Raw genomic sequence first — 15,976 nt, 5'->3', positions numbered from 1 at the left:
TTCAGATAATTTGGAGTGAGCAAAATGACCCGTATCGTCCGCTTCCACCAGCATGGTGGTCCCGAGGTCCTGCGCATCGAGGAGGTCGATCTTCCTCCGCCGGGCCATGGTGAGGTTCAAATCCGCGTCAAGGCATTCGGCCTTAACCGCGCCGAGGCGCTGCTGCGCGCGGGCAACTATATCGAGACACCCACCCTGCCCTCCGGGCTCGGGCTGGAAGCGGCAGGCGTCATCGAGACAATCGGCGAAGGCGTGACCGGGCTGACCCCCGGCGACGCCGTCAGTGTCATCCCGCCGCAATCGATGGTTCGCTGGCCGGCTTACGGCGAGCTTGTCACCTTTCCCGCCAGGCTTATCGTCAAACACCCGGCGTCCCTCGACTGGCAAACTGCGGCGGCGATCTGGATGCCGTACCTCACCGCCTATGGTGCGTTGGTCGAGATCGCCAAGCTGGGTGGACAAGACTTCGTCGTCATCACCGCCGCCTCCAGCAGCGTCGGCCTTGCGGCGATCCAGATCGCCAACAGCGTTGGCGCGACAACGATCGCGGTGACGCGGGCGTCGGCGAAGAGGCAAGCACTGCTCGACGCCGGTGCAACGCATGTGGTGGTCCTCGAGGAAGAGTATCTTGTGAGAAGACTGAGCCAGATTGCCGGGCCGCAAGGCATACGCGTCGTGTTCGATCCGATCGGTGGGCCGATCTTCGAGCCGTTGACGGCGGCCATGTCGAAAGGCGGCATTCTCATCGAATATGGCGGCCTCAGCAGCGACCCGACGCCGTTTCCGTTGGCTGCCGTGTTGGGCAAGACACTGACGTTGCGCGGCTATCTCGTCCACGAGATCACCGGCAATCCGGAGAAGTTGGAGGCTGCCAAGGCGTTCATCCTCGAAGGCCTCGAGGACGACACGCTCACGCCGATCGTCGACAGGACGTTTCCATTCGACCAGATCGTCGAGGCGCATCGCTATCTCGAATCGAACGAGCAGTTCGGCAAGATCGTCGTGACGGTTTGAGCAGCAATCATTCTCACGGGCAATATTGCCCCTTGAAGGCGCCGTGCCGCATGCCTAACTCCCGTGTGCGGGCCGGGCCCCTCTGACTGTCGCTTTTGGCGACCGTGATGTCGGACCGCTTCAACGGGCCCGTTTCCATCCTTTCGGTCAAGCGGGCTCATTTCCTTTCTGGTTAGGAGCCCCTGATGACATCTCTCCTTGGTATGGTTTGCCCCTCCTGCCGCGTCGCGCTCGTGATGAGCGAACGCCAGGGGATCGAGATCGACTACTGTCCGCAGTGCCGTGGTGTCTGGCTCGATCGAGGCGAACTCGACAAGATCATCGAGCGTTCCAGCAGGGATGCGTCGCCCGCGCCACAAGCGCAGCCGGCAGCGTTCTCGCAGCCGCGCGATGGCCGGGACCGCGATGACGACTATTCCCGCTCGCATGGCCAACGCTATCCGAAGCGGAAGAAATCATTCTTCGAAGAGCTGTTCGATTGACCGCATGAGGCCCGCCACCCGGCCAACGTTTTTGCTGAAATTTCCGAAACCACATCGATAAAGGTCACCCCGATGACTTCCCGCACAAGCCGAATTGCCGCCCTCCTCGCCGGACTGTTCCTCGCATTCTCCATGGTCGCGATCGATCATGCCGAGGCGCGGCGCGGCGGCAGTTTCGGCAGTCGTGGTACACGCACCTTCCAGTCGGCGCCGCCGACCAGGACCGCGCCGGCGCCGACCGCGCCGGTCGAGCGTTCGATGACGCCCAACACCGGCGTGAACAATGCGGCCCGGCAGCCGCAGGCCGGCCCGCAGAGGCCCGGCTTCATGAGCGGCTTCGGCGGAACGATGATGCGCGGCCTGCTGCTCGGCGGCCTGATCGGCCTGCTCGTGGGCCATGGTTTCGGCGGCCTCGCGGGCATGTTCGGCTTCCTGCTGCAGGCGCTGCTCATCGGTGGCGCGATCATGCTGGCCATCAGGTTCTTCCGGTCGCAATCCGCGCGAGGTCCCGCGCCCGCGCTCGCCGGCGTGGGCAATGCCCAGGCTTCACGGTTCGAGAACCGCGCAACGGCAAAGCAGGAGACAGGAACCGCGGGCTCCTTCACAATTCCCGGTTTTGGCGGCGGTTCGGGCGGAGGCCATGAGACCACCCGCTCCGAAGAGATAACGCTGGCCCAGGCCGACCTCGACGCCTTCCAACAGCTGTTGACCGAGGTCCAGGAAGCATTCGGCCGCGAGGACCATGCCGCCCTGCGCCGGTCGGTGACGCCCGAGATGGTGTCCTATCTGTCGGAAGAACTGGCCGACAATGCCCAGAAAGGTCTCAGGAACGAAGTGTCCGATGTCACCCTGCTGCAGGCCGACATCGCGGAAAGCTGGCGCGAGGATGACCGCGACTACGCGACGGCCGCGTTGCGCTACGAGTCTCGCGACGTGATGCGCGAACGGGCGAGCGGCAAGGTCGTCGAGGGCGACCAAGACCATCCCACCGAGACGATCGAGTTGTGGACATTCACGCGTCAGAACGGCTCGAACTGGAAGCTCTCGGCGATACAAGAGGCTTGAGCGTCGCGAGTTTACCTGCTGACGGCCAACTCACGATCTGGACGCACATCGGCGTGCCGATCCCGATGGCGGAGACCGACACCGCGGGCGTCCTGAAAATAAGGCGCCTCCCGGTTCAGTCTGCCGACAAACACGAGACACGCATTCCCGACACCGCGCATGATTTCCTCCTGCCCTGCGCGCGCTTCCGCGCGCAAAAACCGGTCAAAATTTCGCCCGTCCTTGCTTGCAACGCAATCCCATATGTGAAAATAGTATTTACAAAAGAAGATTGGCGGGAGGAGACATCGTGCAATCAGGCGCTTCGATGCGTGCTCGAAGGGTTGCCCGGGCGCTCTCGCGAGACCGGTGGATTGAGCCATGAACGATTTCGCACCGACCGTCGGCGTTGCCTCGACGCATCCCAGGAACATGCCTGCGGATCATGCCGCCCTGCCGGTATGGAACGCCGAGAACTGGTTCTACGAGGACTGGCCGGTCGGCCACAAGATCCGCTCCTTGCGACGCACCATGGCGGAAGGCGACAGCCACCTCTTCAACACGCTGGTGCTCGATATCCATCCTTACGTGCAGGACCAGATGTTTGCCGAGAGCGAAGGCATTTTCGGCAAGAGGCTGATCGCCGGCGCGTTCGTTTTTTCGGCTGGGCTGGGACTTGTCGCCACCAACTGCATCAACGCCTTTTCCTATGGCTATGACAAGCTGCGCTTTATAAAGCCTGTCTTCATTGGCGACACGATCTATTCGATCCGTTCCAACCTCGACAAAAAGCCTCGCTACAAGGAGATGGGACTGATCCGCGCCAGCTACGAGGTATTCAAGGGCGAAGGCGAGATGGTTCTCTATTGCGAACACCTGCAAACGGTGAAGTACCGCAACGCTGCCGATTTCATCGGCAAGACGGAGAAATAGAAATGCCGGTAGCAGCCGAATTGCCGCTTGCCGGCCTCGTCGTCATTGACATGAGCCAGTTCCTGTCCGGGCCCTATTGTTCGCTGAGACTGCTCGATCTCGGCGCCCGCGTCATCAAGATCGAGCGTCCGGATGGAGGCGACCTGTCGCGTCAGCTCTATCTCAGCGACACCGAGATCGGCGGCGATTCCACCATCTTCCACGCCATTAACCGGGCCAAGGAAAGCCTCGCCATCGACTTGAAGAACGAGGCCGATCTCAAGGCATTGCGCGGCCTTCTGGTCAAGGCCGATGTGCTGATCCAGAATTTCCGGCCGGGTGTCATCGAGCGGCTTGGCCTCGACTACGAAGCCGTCCGCCAGATCAATCCGCGCCTGGTCTATGCCTCGATCAGCGGCTATGGCGAGGAAGGCCCGTGGGTCAAGCGTCCCGGCCAGGACCTGCTGGCGCAGTCGCGCTCCGGCGTGATGTGGCTGAACGGCGACGAAGACCAGGGGCCGGTGCCGTTCGGGCTCGCCATCGGCGACATGCTGGCGGGTGCGGCCTGCGCGCAAGGCATCCTGGCGGCACTGGTGCGGCGCGGCATCACCGGCCAGGGTAGCCATATCGAGACCAGCCTTCTGGAAGCGCTGGTCGACTTCCAGTTCGAGGTGCTGACCACGCATCTCAATGACGGCCGCCGCTTGCCGCGACGCTCGAGTTTCCGCAGCGCGCATGCCTATCTCTCGGCGCCTTACGGCGTCTATCCGGCCAAGGACGGCTATCTCGCCATCGCCATGACGCCGATCCCAAAGCTCGCCGACCTTTTGTCGCTCGATGAACTGGCGCCCTACCGCGACAAGCCGGCATCGTGGTTCACCGCGCGCGACGACATCAAGGCGATCATCGCCCAGAGGATTGCAACGAAAACCATCGACGAATGGCTTGCCATTCTCGAGCCCGCTGACATCTGGTGCGCGAAGGTGTTGAACTGGCCCGAGATGCTGGCAAGCGAAGGTTTTCAGTCGCTCGACATGCTGCAGACGGTGACGCGTGAGGACGATGTCTCGATCCTCACCACCAGTTCGCCACTCCGGGTCGATGGGATCAGAGCCAAGGTCGACCGCGCGGCGCCGCGCATCGGCGAGCACAGTGCGAAAATCCGCGCGGAGTTTGGCTTGTGACCACGCGCTTCCTTAAGCCCACACTCAGGGGCATGACCTGGAGCCATCCGCGCGGCTACGATCCGATGGTCGCGTGTTCATCTCTGTGGGAGCAGAAAACCGGCGTTGTCGTCGAATGGGACAAGCGTTCGCTGCAGGATTTCGAATCCTTCCCGGTCGAGGAGTTGGCGCGGGCCTATGACCTTATAATCATCGATCATCCGCATGTCGGCCAGGTCACGGCAGAGCGCTGTCTCGAGCCTCTCGACGTCGCCAGCCGCGAGGCGGAGCGCGCCGCGCTTGCCTCGGGCAGCGTCGGCCAGTCCTATCCGAGCTACGCCTGGCACGGCCGGCAATGGGCGTTTCCGATCGACGCGGCGGCGCAAGTGCAGGCCTGGCGGCCGGACGCGCTCGATGCGCCGGCGGCGACGTGGGGCGAGGTGCTCGATCTCGCCCGGCAGGGCCGCGTGCTGCTGCCGCTGCGGCCACCCCACTCGCTGATGACCTTCTATACGCTGGCCGGCAATCTCGGGCATCCCTGCGAGACCGATCCGTCGGGCGATCTCATCGATGTCGATATGGGCTGCGAAGTCTTCGAGACGATGCGTGAGATCGCGACGCTGGTCGACCTCACCTGCTTCGACATGGACCCGATCGCCATTTCGGAGCGCATGGCCGAGGCCGGTTGCCGCATTGTCTGCGCGCCGCTGATCTATGGCTATGTCTCGTATGCGGCGTCGGGTTTTCGCGTGAACAGGCTGGCCTTTGCCGACATCCCGATCATTGGTTCCAATGGCCCGATCGGCTCGGCGCTCGGCGGCACAGGCATTGCGGTCTCGGCCTTTTCCAAGGCGAAAGACGCGGCGATCGATTTCGCCTATTGGGTCGCCAGCGGCGATGTCCAGCGCGGCAGCTACGCCGCCGCCGGCGGCCAGCCGGGCCATGCCGCTGCCTGGGAAGACCAGATGGTCAATGAAGCGACCGGCAACTTCTATCGGGACACGCGCGCGACGCTTGAGGGGGCTTGGGTGCGGCCACGCCATGACGGCTACATGGCATTCCAGCAGGCGGCGTCCGACCGCATCAATTACGGCCTGACGTCAGGCCACCCGGCCGGCCAGGTCGTCGCCGATCTCATAAGCCTGTTCCGGGCCAGTATCCAGGCGACCAACATCACCTGAGGGACCTGGCCTGGGTCGTTATTTCAACCGCCATAGCTTGCGGGCATTGCCCGACAGCAGGCTGTCGCGCTCCGAAATGCTGCAGCCCGAAAGCAGCGCATGTGTCGCCGCCACCCAGGTCGAGAGACCGCCACCAAGCGTGCAGACCGGCCAATCGCTGCCCCAGACGACACGGTCCCAGCCGAATGAATTGATGGTGTGTTCGACGTAAGGCCGCAGCGTCTCGACGGTCCAACTGCCGGGGTCTGCATAGGCGACCACGCCGGAAATCTTGGCCATCACGTTCGGACGCCGCGCGATCTCGCTCATATGTTCGCGCCACGGGTGCTCGGCCCCGCCCTTGATATCGGGGACACCGCAATGGTCGAGCACGAACTGGACATCGGGCGCCAGATCGGCGAGCGCAATCGCCCTCGGGATCTGGTGCGGCAGCACGACGAGATCGAAGGTCAGGCCAGTGCCGCCAAGCCGTTTGATGTTCTCGCGGAACAATGCGCCTTCCGAAAGATCGTCCGGCACGACGTGGAGGACACGGCGAAAGCCCTTGACGAAGGGATTTGCCCGCTGGCGTTCAAGATAGGCCGGGAAATCCGCCTCTTCGGGACGGCAAGATGCAATCGCCCCGGTGAGCATGCTGCCCGCTTGCCGCGCCAGGCTCTCGACACGTGCGGTCTCCGCCTCGATGTCGGCCGGGTCGACATCGACCTCCATATGCAGCACACGTCCGACGCCGACACACTGGGCCTCCACCGCATATTCCTCGTAGGAGAAATCGCGGTTCAGCGCCGGCACTCCGGCAAGCCAGGGATAGCGCAGCGCCGAGCGATCGATGAGGTGCAGATGGGTGTCGATGATCATGGCGAGGCTCCTCCGGTGGCTTTATTAGATCATCTCACGGGGGAATTCTTCATTCAAATAAGAATTCACGACGATGAACCGACAGCCGACCCGGCCAAGTGCGACAGCTTTTCACAGGTTGCCAACAGCAACTCGATGGTTCGGGTGATATCGGGCGCGGACGGCGCGTTGACCACGGTGATGTAGGGGATCGACAGAGCCGCGATGGCCTTGCCGTCGGAACCACGCACCGGGGCGGAAAGGTTGAAGACGCCCGCGGTCTGCATGGAAGCCATCATCTCGTAGCCGCGGTCGCGGATCTGGTCGAGACGGGCGAAGAACTCGGCCGGCTGCGCGGTCTTGTCGGTGCTGCGGACGTGCTCCGAAATCATCATCTGCCGCTCTTCCGGTGAGCGGAAAGCGAGCAGGACATGGCCTGAACCGGTGTCGAACAGGCTGATATGCGAACCGACCCGGATCGAAATCCCCCAATAGTTCGGCGCCTCCTGCTGGCCGATCACGACAGCAGAACCGCGATCAAAAACAACGAGTTGATTGGCCTGCTGCGAAGTCTCGGCCAGCTCGCGCATCAGCGGCGTGGCATAGGAAACCAACCTGCGCACCGGCGCGTGCAGCTGCGCCAGGCCGAACAGCTTGAGCGTCAGCGAATAACGGTCGCCGTCCAGCCGCGTGACATAGCCGCGCCGCACCAGCCGGTCGAGCATGCGATAGAATTCGTTAGGGCTCCGGTCGAGTTTCTTGGCGATTTCCGCCTGCGTCAGGCCGCCGTCGACGCCGGCCAGCAATTCGAGGATGTCGAGCCCCTTGTCGAGCGCCGGCGCGCGATAGCGCTCGTCTTCGCTGTCGTCCATGGGGCATCCCTCCAGTGAATTCAGCTCTTCATATACGCAGGAACGCGACCGACGGAAACAAATTTCGCCTTGACGTGTCCATGAATGTTTTGTTTGTATATGAATGTAGCACTTCTTGTCATCAGACGAGTTGCGGTCGCCACCGAGGCGCACCTAGGGAGGATATCAATGAACAGACTGCTTTCCGGCGTGTCCGCCGGTGCATTGGCGCTCGCATTTGGTGCGGGTGCTGCCCTTGCCGGCGACCTGCCCGGCAAGTTCGAAGGCGTGACCGTCGACGTTAAATTGATCGGCGGCCAGCAATATGAAAAGCTCTACGAGCGCATCCCGGAATGGGAGAAGGCGACCGGCGCCAAGGTCAACATCCTGACCAAGAAGAACGGCTTCGACATCGACAAGGAACTCAAGTCCGACATCGCCTCGGGCAGCACCAACTGGTGCGTCGGCTGGAATCATTCGTCGTTCGCGCCGCAGTACACCGGCCTCTACACCGATCTCAGCAAGTTATTGCCGAAGTCGGAGATCGACGCCTTCGTGCCGTCGACGATCAAGGCTGCAACCATCGACGGCAAGCTGGAGATGCTGCCGCGCGCGCAGTTCGACGTTTCGGCGCTCTACTACCAGAAGAGCCTGTACGAGAACGCCGACAACAAGACCAAGTTCAAGGCCAAATACGGCTATGATCTGGTGCCGCCGGACACCTGGAAGGAAGTCACCGACCAGGCCGAGTTCTTCGCCAACCCGCCGAATTTCTACGGCACGCAATTCGCCGGCAAGGAAGAGGCGATCAACGGCCGCTTCTATGAAATGGTCGTCGCCGAGGGCGGCGAATATCTCGACAAGGACGGCAAGCCGGTCTTCAATTCCGAGGCCGGCATCCGGGCGCTCGACTGGTTCGTCAACCTCTACAAGGCCAAGGCCGTCCCGGCCGGAACCACCAACTACCTCTGGGACGATCTCGGCCAGGGCTTTGCCTCGGGCACCATCGCCATCAATTTGGACTGGCCGGGCTGGGCCGGCTTCTTCAACGATCCGAAGTCGTCGAAGGTGGCTGGCAATGTCGGCGTCAAGGTCGCGCCGAAAGGCTCCGCTGGAGTACGCACCGGCTGGTCGGGTTTCCATGGCTTCTCGGTGACCGAGAACTGCCCGAACAAAGAGGCAGCCGCATCGCTCGTCTGGTGGCTGACCAACGAGGACAGCCAGAAGCTCGAGGCCGCCGCCGGCCCGCTGCCAACCCGCACCGCGGTCTGGGACTGGGACCTGCAGCAGGCGGCGAGCGATCCTTACAAGAAAGAGGTTCTTTCGGCTTTCCAGGAAGAAGCCAAGCACGCCTTTGCCGTGCCGCAGACGCCTGAGTGGATCGAGATCTCGAACGCCGTCTATCCCGAGTTGCAGGCCGCGATCCTCGGCGACAAGACCTCCAAGCAGGCACTGGATGAAGCCGTCGCCAAGGCGACGCAGATCCTGCAGGACGCCGGCAAGCTCTAGGCGTTGTTCCCAAGACCGCCTCCCCCATTGTGAATGGGGGAGGCGATCGCGTCTTTCCTGTGCTGTCCATTCAGCCGGTCGGGCCTCGGCCCAAAATTGCATCACAGATACCAAAGGACGCCGATGAAGGGCTTCAAGCCATCCGCACCATTCCTGCTGCTGCTTCCGGCCATCATCGTGCTGGCGGCGGTCGTCGTGGTGCCGTTGCTGCTGTCGCTCTATTCCAGCTTCACGCCTTTCCGGCTGACCAAGCCCGAGACATTCTTCGTCTTCATCGGCTTGCGGAACTATCTTTCGATCCTGGCCAACACCGATTTCTGGTGGGCGTTCGGGCGCACCGTTCTTTTGCTGACGATCGCGCTCAATCTCGAAATGCTGCTTGGCCTCGGGCTTGCCATGCTGGTCGAGAAGGCGACACGCGGCCAGCGCATCCTGCGTACGCTGATGATGTTTCCGATGATGTTCTCGCCGATCCTGGTCGGCTTCCAGTTCAAGTTCATGTTCAACGACAATATCGGCCTGGTCAACAATGCGCTGCAATCACTTGGCATCACCAGCGACGCCATACCGTGGCTGATCGAAGGCCATCTCGCCTTCATCGCCATCTCGATTGCCGAGATCTGGTCGTCGACGGCGATCTTCGCCATCCTGATCCTCGCAGGGCTGCTCGCCATGCCCAAGGAGCCGATCGAGGCGGCGCGTGTCGATGGCTGCACGCCGTGGCAGACATTCCGCTATGTCACATGGCCCTTCGTCATGCCTTTCGCCTACATCGCCATGACCATCCGCTCGCTCGACGTGGCCCGCGCCTATGACATCGTCAAGATCATGACCGACGGCGGACCGGCCGGCCGCACCGAACTCTTGTGGACGCTGGTGGCGCGCACCGCCTATAGCGACGGGCGCATGGGCATGGCCAACGCCATGGCCTATTTCTCGATCCTGCTGTCGATCGCCTTCACCGTCTATTTCTTCAACAAGCTCGCCGCGGCGCGCACGCAGATCGGTGCCGAGTGGTGAAGGGCGGAGTGGTGAAGGGCGGAGTGGTGAAGATGGACGAGAATTCTTCCGCCCGCCTCAAGCGCCGGCTGCTTGATATCGTCTATCGCATCGGCCTGTTCCTGGCGATGCTGACGATCTGCCTGCCCGGTCTGTGGATCGTGCTGTCGTCGCTTCGACCGACGGTCGAGATCATGGCCAAGCCGCCGGTGTGGATCCCGCAGGATATTTCGTTCGACGCCTATGTCGCGATGTTCTCAGGCATCGGCAAGGGCGGCATTCCCGTCATCGAATATTTCCGCAACTCGCTGATCATTTCGGTGACCTCGACGGTGATAGCGGTCGCCATCGGCATGGCCGGCGGCTATGCCTTCGCGCGCTATCGTTTTCGCGGCAAATCCAGCGTCTTCCTCGGCCTGATGCTGACGCGCACGGTGCCGGGCATCGCGCTGTCGCTGCCACTGTTCTTCCTCTATGTGCGGCTCGGCATCATCGACACGCATTTCGGGCTGATCCTCGCCTATGTCGCGCTCAATGTGCCGTTCACGATTTGGCTGATCGACGGCTTCTTCCGCCAGGTGCCGAAGGACCTCGCGGAGGCAGCACAGATCGACGGCTGCACGCGCTGGCAGGCCTTCTGGCAGGTCGAGTTCCCGCTCGCCGGGCCTGGCATCGCGTCGGCGGCGATCTTCGCCTTCCTGACCTGCTGGAACGAGTTCGCGCTGGCCTCCCAACTGACCCGCTCTGTCAGCGCCAAGACGCTGCCGGTCGGCCTGCTCGACTACACGGCCGAGTTCACCATCGACTGGCGCGGCATGTGCGCGCTGGCCGTGGTGATGATCATCCCGGCGCTCACCCTCACCTACATCGTCCAGAAGCACCTCGTCGGCGGCCTGACCTCCGGCGCGGTGAAAGGCTGATCTCATGGCAACGGTTTCCCTCAAAAAGCTGACCAAGCGCTACGGCAATATCCAGATCGTGCATGGCATCGACCTCGATATCACGGACCGCGAATTCATCGCGCTGGTCGGCCCGTCAGGCTGCGGCAAGTCGACGACGTTGCGCATGATCGCCGGACTGGAAGGGATCAGCGCCGGTTCGATCGAGATCGGCGGGCGCGTCGTCAACGACCTGCCGCCGCGCTCGCGCAACATCTCCATGGTATTCCAGTCCTACGCGCTTTATCCGCACATGACGGTGCGCGAGAATCTCGGCTTCTCCCTCAAGATCGCGGGTGCCGCCAAGGACGATATGGACCGTCGCGTCGCCGAAGCTTCAGCCATCCTCGGGCTCGATGCGCTGCTCGACCGCCGCCCGTCGCAACTCTCCGGTGGCCAGCGCCAGCGTGTCGCCATGGGCCGTGCCATCGTGCGTGACCCCGATGTCTTCCTGTTCGACGAGCCGCTTTCCAATCTCGACGCCAAGCTTCGTACGCAGATGCGCACCGAGATCAAGAAGCTGCACGCCAAGGTGCAGTCGACGGTGATCTACGTCACCCACGACCAGGTCGAGGCGATGACGCTTGCCGACCGCATCGTCATCATGCGCGATGGCTATATCGAGCAGGTCGGCACGCCCGACGAGGTGTTCCGCCGACCGGCGACACGCTTCGTCGCCGGCTTCATCGGTTCGCCGCCGATGAACCTGAACGAGGCGACGATCGACGACGGCCAGCTGGTTTTCGCCAGTGGTGCCAAGCTGCCCCTGCCCGGCCAGTTCAAGGCCAATGTCGCCGCCGGCGACAAGGTCGTGTTCGGGCTGCGGCCCGACGATATCTATCCGACCGGCCACGGCATCAGTTCCGGCGCGGCCGCCGACGTGCATCAGATCGAACTGCCTATCACGGTCACCGAGCCGCTCGGCAACGAGACGCTGGTGTTCGTCGAGTTCAACGGCAGCGACTGGGTTTCGCGCATGCTGAATCCGAGACCGTTGCGGTCTGGCGAACGCGTGACGATGAGCCTCGACCTGTCGCAGGCGCATCTGTTTGCCACCGAGACCGGGAAGACATTGCGGAGCTGACCGACATGGCAAGAATCGAAAAGATCGAACTGCGGATGGTCGACCTTGTGCCCAAGGTCAAGCGCACCGACGCGATCCAGAGTTTCGTCAGCCAGGAAACGCCAATTGTGACCATCACCGATTCCGACGGCGCGGTCGGCACCGGTTACAGCTACACGATCGGCACCGGCGGTTCGTCGGTGATGCGGCTGTTGTCCGATCACCTGGCGCCCCGCCTGATCGGCCGCGATTCTGATATGATCGAGGCGATCTGGCACGATCTCGAATTCGCCACCCACGCCACCACGATCGGTGCGATCACGGCCATCGCCATCGCAGCAATCGACACGGCGCTCTGGGACCTCAGGGCAAAGAAACTGAACCTGCCGCTGTGGAAGCTCGCCGGCGGCGCCAAGGACCGCTGCCCGCTCTACACCACCGAAGGCGGCTGGCTGCACATCGAGACGCGGGCGCTGGTCGATGATGCGTTGGCCGCCAAGGCGAAGGGATTTCGCGGCTCGAAGGTGAAGATCGGCAGACCGCACGGATCCGAGGATCTCGCGCGCCTGTCGGCGGTGCGCAAGGCGGTCGGCGACGGCTACGAGATCATGACCGACGCCAACCAGGGATTCTCCGTCGACGAGGCGATCCGGCGCGCGGCGAGGTTGCGCGAGCTCGACCTCGCCTGGATCGAGGAGCCGCTGCCGGCCGACGACCTAGACGGGCATATCAGGTTGTCGAACTCGACGCCGACGCCGATTGCCATCGGCGAGTCGCTCTATTCCGTGCGCCACTTCCGCGAATATATGCAGAAAGGCGCTTGCTCGATCGTGCAGGTCGATGTCGGCCGCATCGGCGGCATCACGCCCTGGCTCAAGATCGCCCATGCGGCGGAGGCCTTCGACATTCCGGTCTGCCCGCATTTCCTGATGGAATTGCACGTCAGCCTGACCTGCGCTGTTCAGAACGGCAGGTATGTCGAGTACATTCCGCAACTCGACCAGTTGACCGGCAGGCATATGCGCATCGAGGATGGGCAGGCGCTGGCGCCCGACGAGCCCGGTATCGGCATCGATTGGGACTGGGACGCGATCAAGGCCATGAGCATCGCCGAATTCACCACGGCGATCACGAAATAGGGGAACTGATATGCAGCGGATGGGAATGGTTCTGGGGCTGAAGCCGGAGAAGGTCGAGGAGTATGTCCGCCTTCATGCCGCCGTCTGGCCCGACGTGCTGACCATGATCTCGGCCTGCAACATCAAGAACTATTCGATCTACCTGAAGCGGCCGGAGAATCTGCTCTTTTCGTATTTCGAATATCACGGCACCGACTACGCGGCCGACATGGCCAAGATGGCGGCCGACCCGAAGACGCAGGAATGGTGGGCTGTCTGCATACCCTGTCAGGAGCCCTTGCCGACCCGCAAGGATGGCGAGTGGTGGGCTTCGATGGACGAGGTCTTCCATCATGACTAGGGGTTTCGACCCTGCCTCGCTCGTCCAGTCCTGGCCAAAACCCTCGAAAACCCGGCCGATCGTCACCTTCGGCGCCGGCTCGATCGTCGACGACGCGCATTTTCCGGCCTACCGGAAGGCGGGATTTCCGATCGCGGGTCTCTATGATCCGGATCAGGCCAAGGCGCAGGCCCTGGCCGACAAATGGGGCGTGACGGCGTTCCGCTCGGCGGAAGAAGCCGCTGGGGTCAAGGATGCGATCTTCGATCTGGCAACGCCACCGGGGCGGCATGCCGAGATCCTGAAGGCTCTGCCCGACGGAGCGGTCGCACTGATCCAGAAGCCGATGGGCAACTATCTCGGCGAGGCAACCGAAATCCTCGAGATTTGCCGCGCCAAGAATCTCAAGGCGGCCGTGAATTTCCAGTTGCGCTTCGCGCCGATGATGCTGGCGCTGAAGGACGCAATCGCCAAGGGCTGGCTCGGCGAGGTCGTCGACTTCGACGCTTGGCTGGCGCTGGCGACGCCGTGGCAGTTGTGGGAATTCCTGCTCAAGGCGCCGCGCGTCGAGATCGCCATGCATTCGATCCACTATCTCGACCTGATCCGGCAACTGCTCGGCGATCCCAAGGGGGTGCACGCCAAGACGCTTGGCCATCCCAACCACAAGGTGGCGCAGACGCGCACCAGCGCCATCCTCGACTATGGCGACACGGTGCGCTGCGCGCTGTCGATCAACCACGACCACAAGTTCGGGCGCCGGCATCAGGCCTGCGAATTCCGCATCTGCGGCACCGAGGGTGCCGCCTACCTCAAGCTCGGTCTCAATCTCGACTATCCCACAGGCGAGCCCGATATTCTGGAGATCTATCCGAAAGGCGGATCCGACTGGATCGCAGTGCCTTTGGCCGGCGAATGGTTCCCCGACGCCTTCGTCGGGCGCATGGCCAATGTCCAGCGCTTTGCCGCAGGCGAAGACGATGAGCTGATCAGCCCGGTCGAGGACGCCTGGAACACCATGGCGCTGGTGGAAGCCGCCTATCGTTCGAGTGCGGCGCCAGCGACGCCGATCGCGGAAAGGCCCTGATGGAACAGATCCAGTATTTCGAGGACTACGAGATCGGCTCGACCCGGCTGACCAGCGGCCGGACGATCACCGAGACCGACTTCATCGTCCATGCCGGCCACACCGGCGATTTCTTCCCGCACCACATGGACGCCGAGTTCATGAAGACGACGGCGTTCGGCCAGCGCATCGCGCATGGCACGCTGGTGTTCTCGGTCGGGATCGGGCTGACGGCGACCGTGATCAATCCTGTCGCCTTTTCCTATGGCTACGACCGGCTGCGCTTCATCAAGCCGGTGTTCATCGGCGACACGATCCGCACGCGCACCACCATCGCGGCCAAGGAGGACGACCCCAAGCGACCGGCTTCAGGACGGGTGATCGAACGCTGCGAGGTGATCAACCAGCGCGATGAAGTGGTGCTGGCGGCCGACCATATCTACATCGTCGAGCGCAAGCCGGCGCAGGACTGAAACGCAGCGTAATCGCGCACCGGTGGCGCGCGCGGTGATGCGCTCCAGTCCGAGCAGCAGCGAACCGGTCCGCAGGCAACCGCGCGCCAAGGTATTGATCGCGGGCGGCCCGCCCTCAGTGCCGAGCCCAGAGCAATTCCAGGAAAAGCGTGCGGTTTTCCGTCCGGAATTGCTCTAGGAATTTCGCGACAGCCCGCCGCCCGCTATCGCATTGACGAGTGTGTCGCTGCCTTCACGCAGATGCTGTCTCAGAACGCTCACGGCCTTCTTGCCGTCGCGCTGACGGCAAGCGGCCAGCAGATGGCGATGCTCCGTCTGCGAGTGGGTGCGATAGTCGAGGTTCGACAGCAGGATACGGACGTAGCGGTCGGCCGCGTTTTGATGCGCGTCGATCAGGTCAAGCAAACGACGGTTGCCGCAGGCATTGTAGAGCGAGAGATGAAAGACCCTGTTCAGGGCGCCCCAGCGGCCGACATTGCGCTCCGCGTCGATCTGATCGAGCACCTGCTCGGCTTCTTCAAGCTTGGCTCCGGGCAGGACCGGAACGGACAGCCGGAGCGCCTCGCATTCCAGCAATTCGCGGACCGCGTAGATTTCGGTGATCTCGGCGCCGTCCATCCCCGCGACATGCGCCCCCTTCGTGGGATGAATGGAAACAATGCCTTCTGCCTCCAATTGGCGAAGCGCGTCCCGGATGGGCATGCGGCTGAAGCCGAACTGCTCGGCCAGTTCATCCTGACGCAGCGTGGCGCCGGCCTTCAACGATCCGCTGGCTATGGCCTCGCGCAAAACGTTGGCGACCTGTTCGGCCACCGTCCGCGGCCTCTCGATCAGGCCTTCCATAAATCCGCGCAATCGATGCTCCCGTGCCACGCGATGGCCAGCCTGGTGGAAAACCTGCGGGGATATAAGATCCCCGTGTACGAGAGCGGTTTGGTTTCCAGCGGAGGAGTGACACCGGGGCTATGGATGGCTGGGTCCGCCCG

17 protein-coding genes are annotated in these 15,976 nt (G+C 62.8%); 14 read left to right on the top strand and 3 right to left on the bottom strand.

Annotation, left to right across the window (positions count from 1 at the left end; all coding sequences use genetic code 11):
- The first annotated feature begins 24 nt into the window (after positions 1–24).
- The 6 genes from LB543_RS15935 (at position 25) to LB543_RS15910 (ending at position 5,796) form a co-directional block, all read left to right on the top strand.
- Positions 25–1,014 carry a zinc-dependent alcohol dehydrogenase family protein gene (locus LB543_RS15935; protein ID WP_224614716.1) on the top strand — a complete coding sequence of 330 codons (990 nt, stop codon included), beginning with the start codon at positions 25–27 and terminating at the stop codon, positions 1,012–1,014.
- A gap of 182 nt (positions 1,015–1,196) precedes the next feature.
- The gene (locus LB543_RS15930; protein ID WP_181178436.1) at positions 1,197–1,496 is read left to right on the top strand and encodes a zf-TFIIB domain-containing protein; all 300 of its coding nucleotides are present in this window, start codon (positions 1,197–1,199) and stop codon (positions 1,494–1,496) included.
- Between the two features lie 72 nt (positions 1,497–1,568).
- Positions 1,569–2,561 (top strand): Tim44 domain-containing protein, encoded by a 993-nt coding sequence (locus tag LB543_RS15925; protein WP_224614715.1) that lies wholly within the window; start codon positions 1,569–1,571, stop codon positions 2,559–2,561.
- Positions 2,562–2,921: 360 nt separating this feature from the next.
- A complete protein-coding gene (locus LB543_RS15920; RefSeq protein WP_224614714.1) occupies positions 2,922–3,473 on the top strand; it encodes a MaoC family dehydratase in 552 nt (183 codons plus the stop codon).
- A 2-nt stretch (positions 3,474–3,475) separates the two neighbouring features.
- A complete protein-coding gene (locus LB543_RS15915; RefSeq protein ID WP_224614713.1) occupies positions 3,476–4,636 on the top strand; it encodes a CaiB/BaiF CoA transferase family protein in 1,161 nt (386 codons plus the stop codon).
- Between the two features lie 32 nt (positions 4,637–4,668).
- Positions 4,669–5,796, top strand: a complete 1,128-nt coding sequence (locus tag LB543_RS15910; protein ID WP_224614771.1) for an extracellular solute-binding protein — start codon at positions 4,669–4,671, stop codon at positions 5,794–5,796.
- An 18-nt stretch (positions 5,797–5,814) separates the two neighbouring features.
- Here LB543_RS15910 and LB543_RS15905 read toward each other — a convergent pair whose 3' ends face one another.
- Positions 5,815–6,654, bottom strand: coding sequence for an amidohydrolase family protein (locus LB543_RS15905; RefSeq protein ID WP_224614712.1), 840 nt, complete (start codon positions 6,652–6,654; stop codon positions 5,815–5,817).
- A gap of 65 nt (positions 6,655–6,719) precedes the next feature.
- The gene (locus LB543_RS15900) at positions 6,720–7,505 is read right to left on the bottom strand and encodes an IclR family transcriptional regulator (RefSeq protein ID WP_224614711.1); all 786 of its coding nucleotides are present in this window, start codon (positions 7,503–7,505) and stop codon (positions 6,720–6,722) included.
- A 168-nt stretch (positions 7,506–7,673) separates the two neighbouring features.
- Here LB543_RS15900 and LB543_RS15895 point away from each other — a divergent pair, with 168 nt between their 5' ends.
- The 8 genes from LB543_RS15895 to LB543_RS15860 all read left to right on the top strand — a co-directional run bounded on the left by LB543_RS15895 (position 7,674) and on the right by LB543_RS15860 (position 14,990).
- Positions 7,674–8,993: an ABC transporter substrate-binding protein gene (locus LB543_RS15895; RefSeq protein ID WP_224614710.1), complete on the top strand. Its 1,320-nt coding sequence runs from the start codon at positions 7,674–7,676 to the stop codon at positions 8,991–8,993.
- 123 nt (positions 8,994–9,116) lie between these two features.
- Positions 9,117–10,013: a carbohydrate ABC transporter permease gene (locus tag LB543_RS15890; protein WP_140757771.1), complete on the top strand. Its 897-nt coding sequence runs from the start codon at positions 9,117–9,119 to the stop codon at positions 10,011–10,013.
- Between the two features lie 32 nt (positions 10,014–10,045).
- A complete protein-coding gene (locus LB543_RS15885) occupies positions 10,046–10,912 on the top strand; it encodes a carbohydrate ABC transporter permease (RefSeq protein WP_140757772.1) in 867 nt (288 codons plus the stop codon).
- 4 nt (positions 10,913–10,916) lie between these two features.
- Positions 10,917–12,014 carry an ABC transporter ATP-binding protein gene (locus LB543_RS15880; protein WP_224614709.1) on the top strand — a complete coding sequence of 366 codons (1,098 nt, stop codon included), beginning with the start codon at positions 10,917–10,919 and terminating at the stop codon, positions 12,012–12,014.
- Between the two features lie 5 nt (positions 12,015–12,019).
- Positions 12,020–13,132, top strand: a complete 1,113-nt coding sequence (locus LB543_RS15875) for a mandelate racemase/muconate lactonizing enzyme family protein (protein ID WP_224614708.1) — start codon at positions 12,020–12,022, stop codon at positions 13,130–13,132.
- 10 nt (positions 13,133–13,142) lie between these two features.
- Positions 13,143–13,472, top strand: a complete 330-nt coding sequence (locus LB543_RS15870) for an L-rhamnose mutarotase (protein ID WP_140757815.1) — start codon at positions 13,143–13,145, stop codon at positions 13,470–13,472.
- Complete coding sequence (locus tag LB543_RS15865; protein WP_224614707.1) at positions 13,465–14,538, top strand: Gfo/Idh/MocA family protein; 1,074 nt, start codon at positions 13,465–13,467, stop codon at positions 14,536–14,538. Before LB543_RS15870 ends, LB543_RS15865 begins: the two co-directional genes overlap by 8 nt.
- A complete protein-coding gene (locus LB543_RS15860; protein ID WP_224614770.1) occupies positions 14,535–14,990 on the top strand; it encodes a MaoC/PaaZ C-terminal domain-containing protein in 456 nt (151 codons plus the stop codon). The genes LB543_RS15865 and LB543_RS15860 overlap by 4 nt, the downstream gene beginning before the upstream one ends.
- Positions 14,991–15,164: 174 nt before the next feature.
- Here the strand turns inward: LB543_RS15860 and LB543_RS15855 are convergent, their stop codons facing one another.
- Positions 15,165–15,752, bottom strand: coding sequence for a GntR family transcriptional regulator (locus LB543_RS15855; RefSeq protein ID WP_411908763.1), 588 nt, complete (start codon positions 15,750–15,752; stop codon positions 15,165–15,167).
- Positions 15,753–15,976: the final 224 nt, after the last annotated feature.

It is taken from the genome of Mesorhizobium sp. ESP7-2, from assembly GCF_020164715.1.
Lineage (GTDB): Bacteria > Pseudomonadota > Alphaproteobacteria > Rhizobiales > Rhizobiaceae > Mesorhizobium.
This window is presented reverse-complemented; position numbering and strand designations above follow the sequence as displayed.

Excerpts from the sequence above, each read along its gene's own strand:
- LB543_RS15880 (WP_224614709.1), top strand. The coding sequence starts at position 10,917 with ATGGCAACGGTTTCCCTCAAAAAGCTGACCAAGCGCTACGGCAATATC.
- LB543_RS15875 (WP_224614708.1), top strand. The coding sequence starts at position 12,020 with ATGGCAAGAATCGAAAAGATCGAACTGCGGATGGTCGACCTTGTGCCC.
- LB543_RS15925 (WP_224614715.1), top strand. The coding sequence starts at position 1,569 with ATGACTTCCCGCACAAGCCGAATTGCCGCCCTCCTCGCCGGACTGTTC.
- LB543_RS15895 (WP_224614710.1), top strand. The coding sequence starts at position 7,674 with ATGAACAGACTGCTTTCCGGCGTGTCCGCCGGTGCATTGGCGCTCGCA.
- LB543_RS15915 (WP_224614713.1), top strand. The coding sequence starts at position 3,476 with ATGCCGGTAGCAGCCGAATTGCCGCTTGCCGGCCTCGTCGTCATTGAC.
- LB543_RS15865 (WP_224614707.1), top strand. The coding sequence starts at position 13,465 with ATGACTAGGGGTTTCGACCCTGCCTCGCTCGTCCAGTCCTGGCCAAAA.
- LB543_RS15885 (WP_140757772.1), top strand. The coding sequence starts at position 10,046 with ATGGACGAGAATTCTTCCGCCCGCCTCAAGCGCCGGCTGCTTGATATC.
- LB543_RS15910 (WP_224614771.1), top strand. The coding sequence starts at position 4,669 with ATGACCTGGAGCCATCCGCGCGGCTACGATCCGATGGTCGCGTGTTCA.
- LB543_RS15920 (WP_224614714.1), top strand. The coding sequence starts at position 2,922 with ATGAACGATTTCGCACCGACCGTCGGCGTTGCCTCGACGCATCCCAGG.
- LB543_RS15890 (WP_140757771.1), top strand. The coding sequence starts at position 9,117 with ATGAAGGGCTTCAAGCCATCCGCACCATTCCTGCTGCTGCTTCCGGCC.
- LB543_RS15935 (WP_224614716.1), top strand. The coding sequence starts at position 25 with ATGACCCGTATCGTCCGCTTCCACCAGCATGGTGGTCCCGAGGTCCTG.
- LB543_RS15900 (WP_224614711.1), bottom strand. The coding sequence starts at position 7,505 with ATGGACGACAGCGAAGACGAGCGCTATCGCGCGCCGGCGCTCGACAAG.
- LB543_RS15870 (WP_140757815.1), top strand. The coding sequence starts at position 13,143 with ATGCAGCGGATGGGAATGGTTCTGGGGCTGAAGCCGGAGAAGGTCGAG.
- LB543_RS15905 (WP_224614712.1), bottom strand. The coding sequence starts at position 6,654 with ATGATCATCGACACCCATCTGCACCTCATCGATCGCTCGGCGCTGCGC.